This window comes from Pseudomonas sp. USTB-Z (genome assembly GCF_019691255.1).
Classification (GTDB): Bacteria; Pseudomonadota; Gammaproteobacteria; order Pseudomonadales; family Pseudomonadaceae; genus Aquipseudomonas; species Aquipseudomonas alloputida.
The window spans coordinates 310142-327046 of the sequence record NZ_JAECZP010000001.1 but is presented as its reverse complement, the minus strand read 5'-3'; the positions used below and the strand labels follow the sequence as shown (position 1 = coordinate 327046).

The following is a 16905-nucleotide window of genomic DNA, read 5'->3' as shown; positions in this document are numbered from 1 at the left end:
GACCCCGGCCGTTCCTCGGCTGTTTTCGCCTTGCCTGACCTGCGTCTCAAGACTTTTCGTACAGAGCCTAGCCCCGGCACCACTGCGAAGGGTCGGCAGGCCGGCCTTGCTGGCGGATAGCGAAATACAAGCCTGCCGCGTCCTGGCCACCGCTGTCGCCAACGGTGGAAATGGCTTCACCGGCCTTGACGATATCACCGGCATTCTTGAGCAGGCTCTGGTTGTGGCCGTACAGGCTCAGGTAACCGTTGCCATGGTCGAGAATGACCAGAAGCCCGGCGCCGCGCAACCAGTCCGCGAATACCACACGCCCGCCGTGCACGGCACGTACCTGGGTGCCTGGGTTGGCGCTGATCATAACCCCGTCCCACTTGGCACGGGCGTCGCTACCGCGGGCATCACCGAAGCGTGCCAGCAATCGACCATTGACTGGCCATGGAAGTTTGCCCCGCGCAGCAGAAAATGCGCCGCCGTAGTTCGCGCCATCGCTGGAAACCATCGGCCCGAGGGTGGTGCGGGCCTTTTTCGGCGGTTCCACTGGCTCTGCAGGTTCACGGGCCCGGTCGCGGGCAGCGGCGGCGGCGAGCGCTTCCTGCTGGCGGCGTTTTTCTGCTTCCTGCTGCGCCAGCAGGGCCTTCTTGCGTGCCTCTTCAGCTTCACGGGCCTGGCGGGCGAGGGTTTCCTCGATGGTTTTCAGGACTTTGGCCAGGTCGGCCTGGTCCTGTTCGCGCGCTTGCAGCTTCTGATCGCGGTCCTTCACATCGCTGTTGAGCTTTGCCAGTACCTGCTGGCGCTTGGCGCGCTCGGTTTCCAGGGCCTGGCGGCGGCTGTCGAGGTCGGTGCGCTGGGCCAGCAGTTGTTGTTGCTGGCTGGAAATTTCCTGTTCGACGTTGGCCAGTTGGCGCAAGGTCTCGTTGAAGGTGCGCAATTGCTCCAGGCGCGCCTTGCTCAGGTAGTCGTAATAGGTGAGGGTGCGGGCGAATTTCTCGGGGTTCTGCTGGTTGAGCAGCAGCTTGAGGTATTCCTCGCGACCGTTGTTCTGGTAGGCCGAACGGGCCTGAATGGCGATCAGTCGTTGTTGTTCAACGCGGGCGCTCTGGAGTTTTTTTTTCTCGGTATCAAGGCGCTCCAGCTCGCCTTCAGTCTTTTTTAGTTCTTGCTGCAAGGCCTCCACCTGCTTTTCGAGGTTGCCGATGTCGGTTTCGGTGGCTTTGAGGTCTTTTTGCACACCGGCCTTTTCTTCCTGGAGCTTGCTCAGCGTTTTCTTGAGCTCGGCAATGTCCTGGCGGGTGGCGTCCAGTTGCTGCTGGGTCTGCGCACGCTCATCGGCGAAGGCCGGGCTGAGCAGGCAAGACAGGGCTAGGAGGATCAGGGCGCGAAGCATGGGGTTTGGCGTACCAAGGATGGAGACTGGCCTAGTATGCCCGCCTGGGCAGGCAAAAAAAACGCCTCGCTGCGGATGCAGGGGGGCGTTTGTCTGGAATTCATGTGCAATTGGGGCTGCAACGCAGCCCCTTTCGACATTCAGGCGTCGACCAGAATCGAGGTACCGGTCATTTCCACCGGCTTTTCCAGCCCAAGCAGCTTCAGCATGGTCGGCGCCACGTCTGCCAGCACGCCGCCTTCACGCACTTTCACGTTGCGCTTGCCCACATAGATGAACGGTACCGGCTCGGTCGTGTGCGCGGTGTGCGCCTGGCCGGTGCACTCGTCTTCCATCTGCTCGACGTTGCCGTGGTCAGCGGTGATCAGGGCCTCGCCGCCGACCTTCTCCAGTGCATCGACAATGCGCCCTACACAGGTATCCAGTGCTTCGACGGCCTTGACCGCCGCCTCGAACACGCCGGTGTGGCCGACCATGTCGCCGTTGGCGTAGTTGACCACGATGACGTCGAAGCGCTGCTGTTCGATGGCTTCGACGATGCGATCGGTCACCTCTGGTGCGCTCATCTCCGGTTGCAGGTCATAGGTGGCGACCTTCGGCGACGGGATCAGGATGCGTTCCTCGCCTTCGAACGGCTCTTCACGGCCACCCGAGAAGAAGAAGGTGACGTGGGCGTATTTCTCGGTTTCGGCGATGCGCAGCTGGGTCTTGCCGTTTTTCGCCAGGTACTCGCCCAGAACGTTGTTCAGGCTGGACGGGGCAAAGGCTGCCGGTGCCGGGATCTTCGCCGAATACTGGGTCAGGCCGATGTACGCCGCCATCTTCGGCAGGCGCGCACGGGCGAATTCCGTAAAGTCTGGCTCTACAAATGCACGCGACAGTTCGCGAGCGCGGTCGGCGCGGAAGTTCATGAAAATCACGGCATCGCCATCTTCGACCTTGACGGCATCGCCAATGCGCGTGGCCTTGACGAACTCGTCGCTTTCGTCGCGGGCGTAAGCGGCTTCAAGGCCTGCCAGGGCCGTGTCAGCGGTGTATTCGGCAGCGCTGTCGACGATGAGGTTGTAGGCGGCGCTGACGCGGTCCCAGCGATTGTCGCGGTCCATGGCGTAGTAGCGGCCGATCAGGCTGGCAATGCGGCCCTTGCCCAGTTTGGCGAAGGTGGCGTCGAGCAGTTCGATGGACGACTGCGCGCTGCGTGGCGGGGTGTCCCGGCCATCGAGGAAGGCGTGCAGGTAGATCTTTTCAGCGCCACGCTGGGCGGCCAGTTTGGCCATGGCCACCAAGTGGTCCTGGTGGCTGTGTACGCCACCATCGGACAGCAGGCCGAGGATGTGCACGGCTTTGCCAGCACCGACTGCCTTGTCCACAGCACCGGTCAGTACCGGGTTTTCGAAGAACTCGCCGTCGCGGATGGCCTTGGTCACCCGCGTGAAGTCCTGATACACGACGCGACCTGCGCCGAGGTTCATATGACCGACTTCCGAGTTGCCCATTTGCCCGTCCGGCAGGCCGACATCCATGCCCGAGCCGGAAATGAGGCCGTGCGGCTGGGTGGCGCACAGGCGGTCATAGACCGGTTTATTGGCGGCAAAGATGGCGTTGTGTTCGGGGATATCGCTATGGCCGAAGCCATCCAGGATAATCAGGACCAGGGGTTTGGGCGTGCTCGTCATCAATCAAACTCACGGTTGTTCAAAGATGATAAAGACACGCATTTTAGGGCAAATACGCCACCTGCGGCTAATATTCGTCCCATTCCACCGACCGGCGCACCTGTGGTAGCAACATGAAGGTGGTTTTGTGGCCGGCCCGTCGGGCTTTGGTGGCACCAAGGGGCTGTGTATACTGGCCGGCATTTTCAATCGCCTGGAACACCGCTGATGGTTGCTCACCTGATTCAATTCGCGACAGATCACTACATCCTGGTTGCGATCTTCCTCATTCTGCTGGTCCTGCTGCTCGTCAATGAAATCCGTCGTGGTGGCCAGAGCCTGACTAATGGCCAACTGACAGCCCTGGTCAATGCCGAGAAGGCCCTGGTGATCGATATTCGCCCGGCCAAGGAATACTCCGCCGGTCACATCGTCGGCGCGGTGAACATCCCGCAGGACAAGCTGGCCAACCGCATGACCGAGCTGGGCAAGCATAAAGAAAAGACCTTGATCGTCGTCGACGCGATGGGCCAGCAGTCCGGCACCATTTGCCGCGAGCTGCTCAAAGCTGGTTACAACGCCGCCAAACTGAGCGGTGGCGTTTCCAGCTGGAAAGCCGATAACCTGCCCCTGGTGAAGTGATATGAAGCCTGTCATCGTCTATTCCAGCGACTACTGCCCCTACTGCATGCGTGCCAAGTACCTGCTCGAGAGCAAGGGCGTGGCCTTCGAGGAAATCAAGGTCGACGGCAAACCGCAGGTTCGCGCCGAGATGAGTCAGAAAGCCGGCCGTACGTCGGTGCCGCAGATCTGGATCGGCAGTACCCATGTCGGTGGATGCGATGACCTCTATGCCCTGGAGCGCGCGGGCAAGCTCGACGCGTTGCTGGCGGCCTGATTTGCACTGCATTCAAAAACATTAGGATAAGGATCTGACATGACTGACCAACAGACCAACGGCGCTGCTGCAGAAGACAACAGCCCTCAGTTCTCCCTGCAGCGCATCTATGTGCGCGACCTGTCGTTCGAGGCCCCGAAAAGCCCGCAGATCTTCCGTCAGACCTGGGAACCGAGCGTTGCCCTGGACCTGAACACCAAGCAGAAATCCCTGGAAGGTGACTTCCACGAGGTCGTGCTGACCCTGTCGGTTACCGTCAAGAACGGTGATGAAGTGGCCTTCATTGCTGAAGTGCAGCAGGCCGGTATCTTCCTGATCGCCAACCTCGATGCGCCTTCGATGAGCCACACCCTGGGTGCGTTCTGCCCGAACATCCTGTTCCCTTATGCCCGTGAGGCCCTGGACAGCCTGGTGACCCGCGGTTCGTTCCCGGCGCTGATGCTGTCGCCGGTCAACTTCGACGCCCTGTACGCGCAAGAAATGCAGCGTATGCAGGAAGCGGGTGAAGCGCCTACTGTGCAGTAATTACTGCCGGTATCAAGAAAGCGCCTCTCGGGGCGCTTTTTTGTTGCCGGCGCGGGCCTCTTCGCGGGTAAACCCGCTACAGGGGATTGCGCCGTTCTCTCGGCCTGCGTAGGAGCGGGTTTACCCGCGAAGAGGCCCGCACAGGCAACACATCAGCTCCCGGCAAACCCGTTCTGCCGCCACGCCTCATACACCGTCACCGCCACGGTATTGGACAGGTTCAGGCTACGGCACCCTGGCCGCATCGGCAGGCGCAGGCGATGCTCGGCCGGCAGGCTATCCAGCACCTCGGCCGGCAACCCGCGGCTCTCTGGCCCGAACAAGAAGGCGTCGCCCGGCTGGAAGGCCACTTCGTGGAACGGGTGCGAGCCCTTGGTGGTAAAGGCGAACAACCGTGGGTTGCCAAGGCTTTCCAGGCATCCGGCCAAGCTCTCGTGGCGCTTGAGCGTGGCATACTCGTGGTAGTCCAGCCCTGCGCGGCGCAGGCGCTTGTCATCCAGTTCGAAACTGATGGGTTCGATCAGGTGCAGGGCACAGCCGCTGTTGGCGCATAGACGAATGATGTTGCCGGTATTCGGCGGAATTTCTGGTTGAAAAAGGATGACGTGAAACATGCACGGCTCCAAACGTGAAGATGACGGGCATTCTACCCCTGAACCGGACGTGCGTTCGAAGGCCTTCCCACGGGTGATGCTGTCGTTGGCGATCGTTGGCTTGATGGTAGGGCTGATGATCGGTCGCCTGACTACGCCGGACGAGCGTGAGCTGCAGCAGGTGCAAGCGACGCAGGATGGCCTGGAGCTGTGGTTCAACGAAGAGCCCAAGCTGCATGGCGAGAACGTGGAAGGGACGGTGGCGTTGCTGTTTCAGGCCCAGGGCAAGGCTCAGCAAGGGCAGCTCAGCCTGCAGGGCAAGCCGGTGAGCTGGCGGGTACAGCACAGCAAGGAAGGTTTGTTGTTGACGGTGGTGGCCGCGCGCCCCCTGCACGGCGAATGGGCCGGTGCAGAGGACGCTGGGCGCTGGCGGGTGCAAGTGAAACTGCACGAATAAAAGAGGGGATATCCCGGCCTGCCTGTACCAGGGTCCCCAAAAGGGGTGCTGCGTATAAAGGGGGGATGTCCCGGCCTGCCTGTACCGAGGTCCCCAAAAGCGGCGGTGCTGCAAATAAAAGAGGGGTTCACCCGGCCTGCCTGTACCAGGGCCCCCGAAACTGGAGATGTATTGCTTATTGCAGGGGGCGTGCCAGTTTTGCAAAAGCCGTGAATACTGGGCTTAGCGGGTGATTTGGCCGGATTTTGAGGGGATTTGTGCCTTCGAGAGGTGCAGCCGGCACAGGAACGGTGCATTCAGAAGGCTGAAATGACTGGGGCCGCTTTGCGCCCCATCGCGACACAAGGCCGCTCCCACAGGATCGCATCAGCCAGGGGGCAGAGGTGATCCTGTGGGAGCGGCCTTGTGTCGCGATGGGCTGCAAAGCAGCCCCAGCAAGCTAAAAAGCTAATTCAGAGCTCAGTGGTCATCACCTTCCTCATCATCCCCCCCGGCCACATTCATCCCCAGCTCCTTGATCTTGCGCGTCAGGGTATTGCGCCCCCAACCCAGCAACAGCGCGGCATCGCGACGGCGGCCGGCGGTGTGCTTGAGTGCCGTTTCGATCATGATCCGTTCAAAGCTCGGCACTGCACTGTCCAGCAGGCTGGTCTGCCCGCGCGCCAATGCCTGGTCGGCCCACTGGCGCAGGGCCTGCTCCCAGTTGGTTACCGGCGCGGCGTCTTGTGGCAGGTTCAGCAGTTCGGGTGGCAGGTCGCCGATCAGCACTTCGCGGCTGGAGGCCATCACGGTGATCCAGCGGCAGGTGTTCTCCATCTGCCGCACATTGCCCGGCCATGGCAGGTTGCGGATGAACTCTTCAGTCTCCGGCTTGAGGATCTTCGGCTCGACTGCCAGCTCCTGGGCCGCCCGGGCAAGGAAGTGGCGGGCGAGGGCGGGGATATCCTCGCGGCGGTCGGCCAGGCGCGGAATATGGATACGGATCACGTTCAGGCGGTGGAACAAGTCCTCACGGAACTTACCGGCCTGCACCAGTGACTCCAGGTTCTGGTGGGTGGCGGCGATGATGCGCACGTCGACCTTGACCGGCACATGGCCGCCCACGCGGTAGAACTCGCCATCGGCGAGCACACGCAGCAGGCGGGTCTGGGTGTCGGCAGGCATGTCCCCGATTTCGTCGAGGAACAGCGTGCCACCATCGGCCTGCTCGAAACGGCCGCGACGCAAGTTGGCAGCACCTGTGAAGGCGCCTTTCTCATGGCCGAACAGCTCCGACTCCATCAAGTCCTTGGGGATGGCGGCCATGTTCAGGGCAATGAACGGCGATGCTGCGCGTGGGCTGTGCCGGTGCAGGGCGTGGGCCACCAGTTCTTTGCCGGTGCCGGACTCGCCATTGATCAGCACGGTGATGTTGGAGTGGCTGAGGCGGCCGATGGCGCGGAACACCTCCTGCATCGCCGGGGCTTCACCAATGATTTCCGGGGTGCGCGCCAGGTTCTGTGGCACATCCAGGCCTTGCTGCTCCTGAGCGTGCTGGTTGGCGCGCTTGACCAGCGATACCGCTTCGTCGACGTCGAATGGCTTGGGCAGGTACTCGAAGGCACCGCCTTGGTACGAGGCCACGGCGCTGTCCAGGTCGGAGTGGGCGGTCATGATGATGACCGGCAGGCGCGGGTGTTGCTCGCGGATCTGCGCCAGCAGGTCGAGGCCGCTGGTGCCAGGCATGCGAATGTCGGAAATGATCACGTCGGGTTGCTGGCGTGCCAGGCGTCCCATGACACCGTCTGCGCTGTCGAAGCTCTGGGTGGTCATGCCTTCCTGTTGCAGGGCTTTTTCCAGGACCCAGCGGATGGAGCGATCATCGTCGACGATCCATACGGTTTCACTTCGGCTCATGAGGCGGTGGCTCCTTGTTCCAGAGGCAGGTAAATCGAGAAGGCGGTATGGCCAGCGTGGCTTTCACACTCGATCAGGCCCTGGTGCTGGCTGATGATGTTCTGGGTAATGGCCAGGCCCAGCCCGGTACCGTCCGGGCGGCCACTGACCATGGGATAGAAGAGGGTGTCCTGCAGTTCCGGCGGGATGCCCGGGCCGTTGTCGATGATTTCTACCCGCGCTACCAGGCGGTGACGCACGTGGCCGATGGTGAACTGGCGCAGGGCACGGCTGCGCAAGGTGATGCGACCCAGGCGCAGCTCATTCTGCGAGCTGATCGCCTGCATGGCGTTACGCACGATGTTGAGTACGGCCTGAATCATCTGTTCTCGGTCGATCAGCACGTCCGGCAGGCTTGGGTCGTAATCGCGCACCAAAGTGATGCACCCTTGGCTTTCGGCATCGACCAGGCTGCACACCCGCTCCAGCACTTCGTGAATATTGGTCATGGCCAGCGACGGCAGCTTGTTGGAGCCGAGCATGCGGTCGACCAGGTTACGCAAGCGGTCGGCCTCTTCGATGATCACATTGGTGTAGTCGCGCAGCCCTTCCTCGGGCAGTTCGCGGGCCAGTAGCTGGGCCGCTCCGCGGATGCCGCCAAGGGGGTTCTTGATTTCGTGGGCCAGGCCGCGCACCAGCATCTTGGTGGTTTCCTGCTTGCTCAGTTGGGCCTCTTCCTTGGTGATGCGCAGCAGACGGTCCCGCGGGTGCACCTCGAGCAACAGCAGGGTCTGGCCTTGATGCAGTATCGGCGTTACCGCGTAGTCGACGGTGATGGTCTGCCCGGTCAGCGATGTAAGCTGCGCTTCACGCTTGGTGAACGGGTGCGCCTGCTCGACCGCCTGGCGCAGCGAACTGAGCGCCTCGGTCGATTCGGTGAACAGCTCGCTGATGAATTGCCCATGGCTGCGCTGGCCACTGACGGCCAGCAGCATTTCTGCGGCCGGGTTCATGTACTCCAGGCGCAGCTCGGCGTTGAGCAGCAACGTGGCGGTGGTCAGGTTGTCCAGAAGCAGACGGTGCTGTGCATCGCTGATGGTCATAAGGCGTCGTTGACCTCGTTTGGCGCTTGCCTGGCACTTGGGGCCAGAACCGGGCGTGCTGTGGATCCGCTGATGCGAGACTCTCTTCCGGCAAAAAATGCAAGAAACAAACCAAGGCTCCGAAAAGAAGCGGAAATAGCTGAGAAAGGCCTGGATTTGCGCTTAATCGGATCAAAATGTGCTGAGCGGGCGCTCCGCACGACCTGTTTTGGGGTGCATGGCGGAGCGTTTGGTGTTGTTATGCACCAATATAGAGCATTGACGCATCTAGTGTTTCGGGCACAGCTGTGCGGTCGCCCGGACCAGGACAAGGTGGCGTATCGGGTCATTGGTGCGGGCGTGCAGGGCGTTGGCGAGTTTACGCGCGCAGTCCTTTGGAGGGTGCCGGTCGAAGCGCCCCAACTCGAACAGAAGCGTTGCCTGAAGCTTGTCCAGACGAGGTCGCAGTTGGTCGACCAAATCAAGGACGGCTGCTGATGGCCTCTGCTCTAGCGTGACCCAGCGATCGAGCAAGGTGTATTGCATCAGCTTGTTGGCCTCGATCTGGTCGCTGAAGAAAGCTGCGGCGCGTTCAGGGCTGAGGTCATGGTCGGCAGCCTGCTGGCGCACCAGGGCAAGGACTTCGCGCTCGCGCTCGGGCGCTGCTACGGCAAGGTTGTGTTCCCACTTGTGCAGTGCAACCGAGCTGGCCAGGTCCAGTCGGTACTCGATGTTGGATAGGAGTGGGTTGAATTCAGGCTGGGAGGCTTCAGGAGCGATACAGCCGATCAAGGCAAACGGCAAGCAAAGTGACGTGATGGCCAGGCGCATGGTGTTCTCCATACAGAGGGAGAATGGATTGTGCGCAGTTGACCAACTGCTGCTTGTAGGGGCGTTCTGATTCGCATGTATGAAAACAAAAACGGCCTCCCGAGGGAGGCCGTTGTGATCATGTCATCGGCGCGAGGCGCCAATCAGATCAGCAGCTGTAGTACAGCTCGTATTCCAGCGGGTGTACGAAGGTACGGACCTTGATTTCTTCTTCGCTCTTCAGCTCGATGAAGGCATCGATGAAGTCATCGGAGAACACGCCGCCCTTGGTCAGGAACGCACGGCCTTTATCCAGCTCTTCCAGAGCTTCTTTCAGGCTGCCGCACACTTGCGGGATGTTCTTGGCTTCTTCTGGCGGCAGGTCGTACAGGTTCTTGTCGGCCGCGTCGCCTGGGTGGATCTTGTTCTGGATGCCGTCCAGGCCAGCCATCAGCAGGGCCGCGAAGGCCAGGTACGGGTTGGCCGATGGGTCCGGGAAGCGTGCTTCGATACGGCGGGCTTTCGGGCTGCCAACGTAAGGAATACGGATCGAGGCGGAACGGTTGCGAGCCGAGTAGGCCAGCATTACCGGGGCTTCGAAGCCTGGGACCAGACGCTTGTACGAGTTGGTCGACGGGTTGGTGAAGCCGTTCAGGGCCTTACCGTGCTTGATGATACCGCCAATGAAGTACAGGGCGGTGTCGGACAGGCCGGCATAGCCTTCACCCGAGAAGGTGTTCTTGCCGTCTTTCCAGATCGACATGTGCACGTGCATGCCCGAGCCGTTGTCGCCGTAAAGTGGCTTCGGCATGAAGGTGGCGGTACGGCCGTAAGCGTCGGCAACGTTGTGCACGACGTATTTCAGCGCTTGTACTTCGTCAGCCTTCTTCACCAGGGTGTTGAACTTGACGCCGATTTCGTTCTGGCCGGCAGTCGCCACTTCGTGGTGGTGAACTTCAACGGTCTGGCCCATTTCTTCCAGAGCGTTGCACATGGCAGTACGGATTTCGTGGTCGTGGTCGAACGGCGGAACCGGGAAGTAGCCGCCTTTCACGCCCGGGCGGTGGCCTTTGTTGCCGCCTTCCACGTCAGCGCCGGTCATCCACGAGCCCTGCTCGGAGAAGATCTTGAACATCGAACCGGAGATGTCCGAGTGGAACTTCACTTCGTCGAAGATGAAGAACTCAGGCTCTGGGCCGGCGAATACGGTGTCACCGATGCCGGTGCTCTTCAGGTACTCTTCAGCGCGCTTGGCGATGGCGCGTGGGTCGCGATCGTAGCCCTGCATGCTCGACGGGTCGACGATGTCGCAGGTGATGATCAGGGTAGGTTCTTCGGTGAACGGGTCCAGAACGGCGGTTTCGTCGACCGGCATCAGGATCATGTCGGAAGCTTCGATGCCTTTCCAGCCAGCGATGGAGGAACCGTCGAACATCTTGCCGACTTCGAAGAAGTCTTCGTCCAGCGCATCACGCGACGGCATGGTCACGTGGTGCTGAATGCCTTTGGTGTCCGTGAAACGCAGATCAATCCACTTGACGTCATGATCTTTGATGAGTTGAACCGACTTCGACATGTTGTCCTCCGGATGGTCTAGAGCGCGGTGGGCCGCTGCCCTGGAAAAAGGGTGTTGCCGGGCGCGGATAGTCGGCCAAGCTTACCTGCCTCACAAGGGAGCAAATTGCATGCCAGTGCCCGAAAATGGCGAGGGTGGGATAAAAGGGGGCGTTTGCGGGCATTTGGCGTTGGGTTAGCGGGTAAAAGTGCACCCTTACGATGCGTTTTTTGATCATCTCGCACCAATAGGGTGCGTGGCGTGAGTGGTGTGCTAGCTTCTAGGGCCTCTTCGCGGGTAAACCCGCTCCTACGGGCGGGTTTACCCGCGAAAGGGCCGTAACAGGCACTGCAAAACCTGGCCTCTGCATTTATCTCAAAGCTTCTGATCAAAAGTTGGTCAAATCCTGAGCAATTTCCGATATAATTCGCGCCCCTCATTTTCGGCAGGCCCTGCGCGCGCTGTTAACCAATGAAACTTATCGTCAAAGTCTTCCCAGAAATCACCATCAAAAGCCGGCCGGTGCGCAAGCGCTTCATCCGCCAGCTTGGCAAGAACATCCGCAACGTGCTCAAGGATCTCGACCCTGAGCTCGCGGTCGATGGTGTCTGGGACAATCTCGAGGTGGTCACCCGCGTCGAAGACGAAAAAGTCCAGCGCGAGATGATCGAACGCCTCACCTGCACCCCGGGTATCACCCACTTCCTGCAGGTAGAGGAATACCCGCTGGGTGACTTCGACGACATCGTCGCCAAGTGCAAGCACCACTTCGGCCACCTGCTGGCCGGCAAGCACTTCGCCGTGCGCTGCAAGCGCGGTGGCCACCATGACTTCACCTCGATGGACGTCGACCGTTACGTCGGCAGCCAGCTGCGCCAGCAGTGTGGCGCCGCCGGGATCGAGCTGAAAAAGCCTGAAGTGCTGGTGCGCATCGAAATCCGCGACCAGCGCCTGTACGTGATCCACAACCAGCACAACGGCATCGGCGGTTATCCGCTGGGCGCTCTGGAGCAGACCCTGGTGCTGATGTCCGGTGGTTTCGACTCCACCGTTGCGGCCTACCAGATGATGCGCCGCGGCCTGATGACCCACTTCTGCTTCTTCAACCTCGGCGGCCGTGCTCACGAGCTGGGCGTAATGGAAGTGGCCCATTACCTGTGGAAAAAGTACGGCAGCAGCCAACGCGTACTGTTCATCAGCGTGCCGTTCGAAGAAGTGGTTGGCGAGATCCTCAACAAGGTCGACAACAGCTACATGGGCGTGACCCTCAAGCGCATGATGCTGCGCGGCGCCGCCCATATGGCCGACCGTCTGCAGATCGACGCGCTGGTGACCGGCGAAGCGATTTCCCAGGTGTCCAGCCAGACCCTGCCGAACCTGTCGATCATCGACTCGGCCACCGACAAGCTGGTGCTGCGCCCGCTGCTGGCCAGCCACAAGCAGGACATCATCGACCAGGCCACCGAAATCGGCACCGCGGACTTTGCCAAGCACATGCCGGAATATTGCGGCGTGATCTCGGTAAACCCGACCACCCATGCCAAGCGTCACCGCATGGAGCACGAAGAAAAGCAGTTCGACATGGCCGTGCTGGAGCGCGCGCTCGAGCGCGCCAAGTTCATTTCCATCGACCATGTGATCGATGAGCTGGGCAAGGACATCGAAATCGAGGAAGTGGCCGAGGCGCTGCCAGGCCAGATCGTCATCGACATTCGCCACCCCGATGCCCAGGAAGACGAACCTCTGGTGCTGGAAGGCATCGAAGTCCAGGCCATGCCGTTCTACGCCATCAACAGCAAGTTCAAGCACCTGGACCCCACGCGCCAGTACTTGCTGTATTGCGACAAGGGTGTGATGAGCCGTTTGCACGCACACCACCTGCTCAGTGAGGGACATGCCAATGTGCGTGTTTATCGTCCGACATAAGACGCCGGGGCTGTATGGCGGCAGTATCCGCCATCGCCCTCCCGACCGCCGGGCCCGCTGAGCCTTAAACAGTACATATTGGCCGCCTACACTGGGCGGCAACCGAATCCTCTGATCGAGATACACTTGTGATCGAAAATCTGCGTAACATCGCCATCATCGCCCACGTTGACCATGGTAAAACCACTCTGGTCGACAAACTCCTGCGTCAGTCCGGCACTCTGGAGCGTAACGAGCTCAATGACGAGCGCGTCATGGACTCCAACGACCAGGAAAAAGAGCGCGGTATTACCATTCTGGCGAAAAACACCGCCATCAACTGGAACGGCTACCACATCAACATCGTCGACACCCCCGGCCACGCCGACTTCGGTGGCGAGGTTGAGCGTGTAATGTCGATGGTCGACTCCGTGCTGCTGCTGGTCGACGCCCAGGACGGCCCGATGCCGCAAACCCGCTTCGTGACCAAGAAGGCTTTCGAAGCCGGCCTGAAGCCAATCGTCGTGATCAACAAGGTTGACCGTCCGGGCGCACGTCCTGACTGGGTTCTGGACCAGATCTTCGACCTGTTCGACAACCTCGGTGCCACCGACGAACAGCTGGACTTCAAAGTGGTCTACGCCTCGGCCCTGAACGGCATTGCCGGCCTGGACCACACTGCCATGGCCGAAGACATGACCCCGCTGTACCAGTCGATCATCGACAACGTACCTGCACCGTCTGTTGACCGCGACGGTCCGTTCCAGATGCAGATCTCCGCACTGGACTACAACAGCTTCCTCGGCGTTATCGGTGTTGGCCGCATCGCCCGTGGCCGCGTCAAGCCGAACACCCCGGTTGTCGCCATCGACACCAACGGCAAGAAGCGTAACGGCCGTATCCTGAAGCTGATGGGTCACCACGGTCTGCACCGCGTTGACGTCGAAGAAGCCCAGGCTGGCGATATCGTCTGCATCAGCGGTTTCGATGAGCTGTTCATCTCCGACACCCTGTGCGCCCCGGATGCGGTAGAAGCGATGAAGCCGCTGACCGTTGACGAGCCGACCGTTTCGATGACCTTCCAGGTCAACGACTCGCCGTTCTGCGGTAAAGAAGGCAAGTTCGTCACCAGCCGTAACATCAAGGACCGTCTGGACAAGGAGCTGCTGTACAACGTTGCTCTGCGCGTTCAGGAGACCGACTCCCCTGACAAGTTCAAGGTTTCGGGCCGTGGTGAGCTGCACCTGTCGGTGCTGATCGAAACCATGCGTCGTGAAGGCTTCGAAATGGCCGTGGGCCGTCCTGAAGTGATCATCCGCGAAGTCGACGGCGTGAAGCAGGAGCCGTTCGAGAACGTCACCATCGACATCCCTGAAGAATCCCAGGGCAAGGTCATGGAAGAGATGGGTCTGCGTAAAGGCGACCTGACCAACATGGTTCCGGATGGCAAGGGCCGCGTTCGTCTGGAGTACAACATTCCAGCCCGTGGTCTGATCGGTTTCCGTAACCAGTTCCTGACCCTGACCAACGGTGCAGGCATCCTGACCTCGATCTTCGATCGCTACGACACCATGAAGTCGGGCCAGATGTCCGGCCGCCTCAACGGCGTACTGGTTTCGGTCGAGACCGGCAAGGCACTGACCTACTCGCTGGAAACCCTGCAGGCTCGCGGCAAGCTGTTCGTTGAACACGGCCAGGAGATCTACAACGGTCAGATCATCGGCCTGAACAGCCGTGACAACGACCTGGGCGTGAACCCGACCAAAGGCAAGAAGCTCGACAACATGCGTGCTTCGGGCAAAGACGAAGTCATCGCCCTGGTGCCACCAGTTCGCCACACCCTCGAGCAGGCCCTGGAATTCATCCAGGACGACGAGCTGTGCGAAGTGACGCCTAAGTCGATTCGTCTGCGCAAGAAGATCCTGGACGAAGGCGAGCGTACCCGCGCAGCCAAGAAAGCCAAGAACTGAGTTAGCTCAGGCTGAATGAAAACGCCCCCGGTCGAAAGGCCGGGGGCGTTTTTGTTTGCCTTGTGGAAAGCTCCAGTAGGAAGCGACTGTGTTTTGCAGGTGCTTGTTCGACGGCAAACCGAGGAGCCTTGTGACAATCAGAGGCCCTGCCTAGGTTGGCTGGCTCTTGCTTTGGAGCTTGGAACATGAATTGTCGTTACCTGTTGTTTATTCCGTGTCTCGCCGTCAGTTTTCAGGCCAGTGCCCAGCAGGCGTGTAGCGCGCTGCGACCGCAGGAATTAGCCCGCTGTCATGTCGAGAAGGTGAGACAGGCACCCTTGCAGTACCAGTTGGAGCAGAAGACACCCGCACAGGGCTATACGCTGTATCAATACCGGATGACCTCACAGACCTGGTCACCTGAGCCCGTTGTTGAGCCCCGCCTGTGGGAGCACCGCGTCGAACTGTTCGTGCCAGACGTGGCATTGGCGGAGAAAGCGTTGGTAGTGGTCAATAACGGTGTGAGGTTTGGTGAGGAACAACAAATCCCTGACTACTCGTCCGAGGCGTTGAGTGCCATTGCCGTGCAGACACAGACTGTTGTGGCGTCGATCAGCGATGTGCCCAACCAGTATGTGACCTTCCGTGATGCACAAGCGCCGATGCGCGAGGATGATGCCGTGGCCCACACCTGGGCGCATTGGCTGCGTAACGACGCGGCTGCCCCGGAGCTGCCGCTGCATGTGCCAATGGCCGCTGTCGCCAGCAGGGGCATGGACCTCATGGCTGACGCGTTGCCCGAGCTACGCCTCGAGCAGTTCATCATCACCGGTGCCTCGAAACGCGGTTGGAGTGCATGGCTGACGGCCATGGCCGATGATCGGGTAGTTGCCATCGTGCCCAGCGTCATCGATGTTGCCGACACTTCCAGCATGCTGGAGGGCTTGCGCAAGCGGTACGGTGGTTCATGGCCATTGGCGCTCTGGCCCTATCAGGCTGCGGAAGTCTTGCAGCAGTTGGGCAGCCCGGCCTTCGCTCGGTTGATGGCACTGATGGACCCGATGCAGTACCTGGATGAGCCGGGTGCTCGCCTGAAGATACCGAAATACCTGGTGTCCGCCAGCGGGGATGATTTCTTCGCCCCTGATCACGCCACGGACTACCTGCAGCGCCTGCCTGGCCAGACCAGCCTCAGGGTGCTGCCGAACTCGGACCATGGGGGCGTGCGTGCGCATGTTGTCACTACCCTCGTGCCGATGGTTCAGCGTATCCAGGCCAGCCTGCCCATGCCTCGCGTGCAAGTGGCTCCGGGCGAAGGAGCTGCGCATGTGCTGGTACGGCTTTCGGAAATGCCTGTAGCAGTGAAGGTGTGGACTGCGGCTAACCCCTTGGATCGGGACTTCCGCCATGCCTGTGGGGTACGCTACACATCGCAGACGATCATCCCCAGTGAGGCCTTCAGCCTTGACTGGGCGCCGCCGGCGCAAGGCTGGCAGGCGCAGTTTGTAGAGGCGCGGTTTGCTGATGGTTTCGTTGTCACCAGCCCGGTCAGCGTTTTGCCGCAGACTTATCCTGAGCATCCACCAGCGGATCAGGGGGGGGCTTGCCGGAGCTTCCCCGCTGGTTGAAATGGGAGCGGTGGGTTCAGTGCTTCATGCCCAACTCGGCATCGCCACAGAATCGAGCGCCGCCTGCGCGGCGCTCGATTTATGCCCCGGCGCAAGACTCAACGCCCAACCACCTTGGGCTTGTAGGCACAATACCCCGGCCGCGGCCCGACCTTGGGGTGGTTGCGGCAGGTATCCGGGCGCTTGTCATAAATGGTGCACAGGCGGCTTTTACGATCCAGGTACATGCAGTCGTCGTTGCTCATCCGGGTCAGGGTGAAGATCCCGGACTTCTGGTTGAAGCGCTCGATGATGCCTTCTTTTTGCAGGCGCTTGGCCACGTTCTTGGGGGGTTCGTCTTTTTCGAACTCGTCGACCACGCCGATACGGATCAGATCCTTGATCTTCACCTCCACCGGCAGGGTGCAGCAGGTCGAATGGCAGCCATGGCACATGTTGCTGGTATAGCGCTGCCAGGTCTCCAGGCGGTCGACTTCGGCCGCGGCGATCAGGGTCGTTTTCATCTTTATAGGGTGGATCACGGTCTTGGGGCGCGCGATGATACCGGAATTGTTCAATTTATGAACAACCTTTTGCCGGAATCGCAGAG

General features: G+C 60.6%; 15 protein-coding genes. 7 read left to right on the top strand and 8 right to left on the bottom strand.

The window, feature by feature from the left end; translation table 11 throughout:
* Positions 1–67: 67 nt before the first annotated feature.
* Together I8746_RS01455 and gpmI are read right to left on the bottom strand one after the other, a co-directional pair.
* Positions 68–1384, bottom strand: coding sequence for a murein hydrolase activator EnvC (locus I8746_RS01455; protein ID WP_012053937.1), 1317 nt, complete (start codon positions 1382–1384; stop codon positions 68–70).
* Between the two features lie 140 nt (positions 1385–1524).
* Positions 1525–3060 carry a 2,3-bisphosphoglycerate-independent phosphoglycerate mutase gene (gene gpmI / locus I8746_RS01450; RefSeq protein WP_012053936.1) on the bottom strand — a complete coding sequence of 512 codons (1536 nt, stop codon included), beginning with the start codon at positions 3058–3060 and terminating at the stop codon, positions 1525–1527.
* A 207-nt stretch (positions 3061–3267) separates the two neighbouring features.
* Here gpmI and I8746_RS01445 point away from each other — a divergent pair, with 207 nt between their 5' ends.
* From I8746_RS01445 to secB, 3 genes are read left to right on the top strand one after another with little or no spacing between them, the layout of a single operon-like run.
* Positions 3268–3681 carry a rhodanese-like domain-containing protein gene (locus I8746_RS01445; protein WP_012053935.1) on the top strand — a complete coding sequence of 138 codons (414 nt, stop codon included), beginning with the start codon at positions 3268–3270 and terminating at the stop codon, positions 3679–3681.
* A gap of 1 nt (position 3682) precedes the next feature.
* Positions 3683–3937, top strand: a complete 255-nt coding sequence (gene grxC, locus I8746_RS01440; protein ID WP_003249204.1) for a glutaredoxin 3 — start codon at positions 3683–3685, stop codon at positions 3935–3937.
* Positions 3938–3976: 39 nt separating this feature from the next.
* A complete protein-coding gene (gene secB, locus I8746_RS01435; protein WP_003249206.1) occupies positions 3977–4462 on the top strand; it encodes a protein-export chaperone SecB in 486 nt (161 codons plus the stop codon).
* Between the two features lie 152 nt (positions 4463–4614).
* Here secB and trmL read toward each other — a convergent pair whose 3' ends face one another.
* Positions 4615–5076 carry a tRNA (uridine(34)/cytosine(34)/5-carboxymethylaminomethyluridine(34)-2'-O)-methyltransferase TrmL gene (gene trmL, locus I8746_RS01430; protein WP_003249209.1) on the bottom strand — a complete coding sequence of 154 codons (462 nt, stop codon included), beginning with the start codon at positions 5074–5076 and terminating at the stop codon, positions 4615–4617.
* Between trmL and I8746_RS01425 the strand changes: the two genes are divergently transcribed.
* Entirely contained in the window at positions 5075–5512 is a 438-nt protein-coding gene (locus I8746_RS01425) for a hypothetical protein (protein WP_003249211.1), read from the top strand. The genes trmL and I8746_RS01425 overlap by 2 nt on opposite strands.
* A 459-nt stretch (positions 5513–5971) precedes the next feature.
* Here the strand turns inward: I8746_RS01425 and ntrC are convergent, their stop codons facing one another.
* From ntrC to glnA, 4 genes are all read right to left on the bottom strand, one after another.
* Positions 5972–7408 carry a nitrogen regulation protein NR(I) gene (gene ntrC / locus I8746_RS01420; protein ID WP_003249213.1) on the bottom strand — a complete coding sequence of 479 codons (1437 nt, stop codon included), beginning with the start codon at positions 7406–7408 and terminating at the stop codon, positions 5972–5974.
* Complete coding sequence (glnL, locus tag I8746_RS01415; RefSeq protein ID WP_003249215.1) at positions 7405–8490, bottom strand: nitrogen regulation protein NR(II); 1086 nt, start codon at positions 8488–8490, stop codon at positions 7405–7407. The genes ntrC and glnL overlap by 4 nt, the downstream gene beginning before the upstream one ends.
* 267 nt (positions 8491–8757) lie before the next feature.
* On the bottom strand, positions 8758–9300 hold the full coding sequence (gene aroQ, locus I8746_RS01410) for a gamma subclass chorismate mutase AroQ (RefSeq protein ID WP_012053934.1): 543 nt from the start codon (positions 9298–9300) through the stop codon (positions 8758–8760).
* A 148-nt stretch (positions 9301–9448) separates the two neighbouring features.
* Positions 9449–10855, bottom strand: coding sequence for a type I glutamate--ammonia ligase (gene glnA, locus I8746_RS01405; protein ID WP_003249219.1), 1407 nt, complete (start codon positions 10853–10855; stop codon positions 9449–9451).
* Between the two features lie 450 nt (positions 10856–11305).
* Here glnA and thiI point away from each other — a divergent pair, with 450 nt between their 5' ends.
* The 3 genes from thiI (at position 11306) to I8746_RS01390 (ending at position 16316) form a co-directional block, all read left to right on the top strand.
* On the top strand, positions 11306–12760 hold the full coding sequence (gene thiI / locus I8746_RS01400; RefSeq protein WP_003249221.1) for a tRNA uracil 4-sulfurtransferase ThiI: 1455 nt from the start codon (positions 11306–11308) through the stop codon (positions 12758–12760).
* Positions 12761–12888: 128 nt separating this feature from the next.
* Positions 12889–14709 (top strand): translational GTPase TypA, encoded by a 1821-nt coding sequence (gene typA, locus I8746_RS01395; RefSeq protein ID WP_003249222.1) that lies wholly within the window; start codon positions 12889–12891, stop codon positions 14707–14709.
* A gap of 185 nt (positions 14710–14894) precedes the next feature.
* Complete coding sequence (locus I8746_RS01390; protein ID WP_088512563.1) at positions 14895–16316, top strand: PhoPQ-activated pathogenicity-related family protein; 1422 nt, start codon at positions 14895–14897, stop codon at positions 16314–16316.
* Positions 16317–16414: 98 nt separating this feature from the next.
* Here the strand turns inward: I8746_RS01390 and I8746_RS01385 are convergent, their stop codons facing one another.
* On the bottom strand, positions 16415–16819 hold the full coding sequence (locus I8746_RS01385; RefSeq protein ID WP_003249225.1) for a YkgJ family cysteine cluster protein: 405 nt from the start codon (positions 16817–16819) through the stop codon (positions 16415–16417).
* Between the last annotated feature and the right edge of the window lie 86 nt (positions 16820–16905).

What these genes read in the sequence shown, in the direction of transcription:
- I8746_RS01455 (WP_012053937.1), bottom strand. Translation starts at nt 1,384, where the DNA reads ATGCTTCGCGCCCTGATCCTCCTAGCCCTGTCTTGCCTGCTCAGCCCG.
- gpmI (WP_012053936.1), bottom strand. Translation starts at nt 3,060, where the DNA reads ATGACGAGCACGCCCAAACCCCTGGTCCTGATTATCCTGGATGGCTTC.
- I8746_RS01445 (WP_012053935.1), top strand. Translation starts at nt 3,268, where the DNA reads ATGGTTGCTCACCTGATTCAATTCGCGACAGATCACTACATCCTGGTT.
- grxC (WP_003249204.1), top strand. Translation starts at nt 3,683, where the DNA reads ATGAAGCCTGTCATCGTCTATTCCAGCGACTACTGCCCCTACTGCATG.
- secB (WP_003249206.1), top strand. Translation starts at nt 3,977, where the DNA reads ATGACTGACCAACAGACCAACGGCGCTGCTGCAGAAGACAACAGCCCT.
- I8746_RS01425 (WP_003249211.1), top strand. Translation starts at nt 5,075, where the DNA reads ATGCACGGCTCCAAACGTGAAGATGACGGGCATTCTACCCCTGAACCG.
- trmL (WP_003249209.1), bottom strand. Translation starts at nt 5,076, where the DNA reads ATGTTTCACGTCATCCTTTTTCAACCAGAAATTCCGCCGAATACCGGC.
- ntrC (WP_003249213.1), bottom strand. Translation starts at nt 7,408, where the DNA reads ATGAGCCGAAGTGAAACCGTATGGATCGTCGACGATGATCGCTCCATC.
- glnL (WP_003249215.1), bottom strand. Translation starts at nt 8,490, where the DNA reads ATGACCATCAGCGATGCACAGCACCGTCTGCTTCTGGACAACCTGACC.
- aroQ (WP_012053934.1), bottom strand. Translation starts at nt 9,300, where the DNA reads ATGCGCCTGGCCATCACGTCACTTTGCTTGCCGTTTGCCTTGATCGGC.
- glnA (WP_003249219.1), bottom strand. Translation starts at nt 10,855, where the DNA reads ATGTCGAAGTCGGTTCAACTCATCAAAGATCATGACGTCAAGTGGATT.
- thiI (WP_003249221.1), top strand. Translation starts at nt 11,306, where the DNA reads ATGAAACTTATCGTCAAAGTCTTCCCAGAAATCACCATCAAAAGCCGG.
- I8746_RS01390 (WP_088512563.1), top strand. Translation starts at nt 14,895, where the DNA reads ATGAATTGTCGTTACCTGTTGTTTATTCCGTGTCTCGCCGTCAGTTTT.
- I8746_RS01385 (WP_003249225.1), bottom strand. Translation starts at nt 16,819, where the DNA reads ATGAAAACGACCCTGATCGCCGCGGCCGAAGTCGACCGCCTGGAGACC.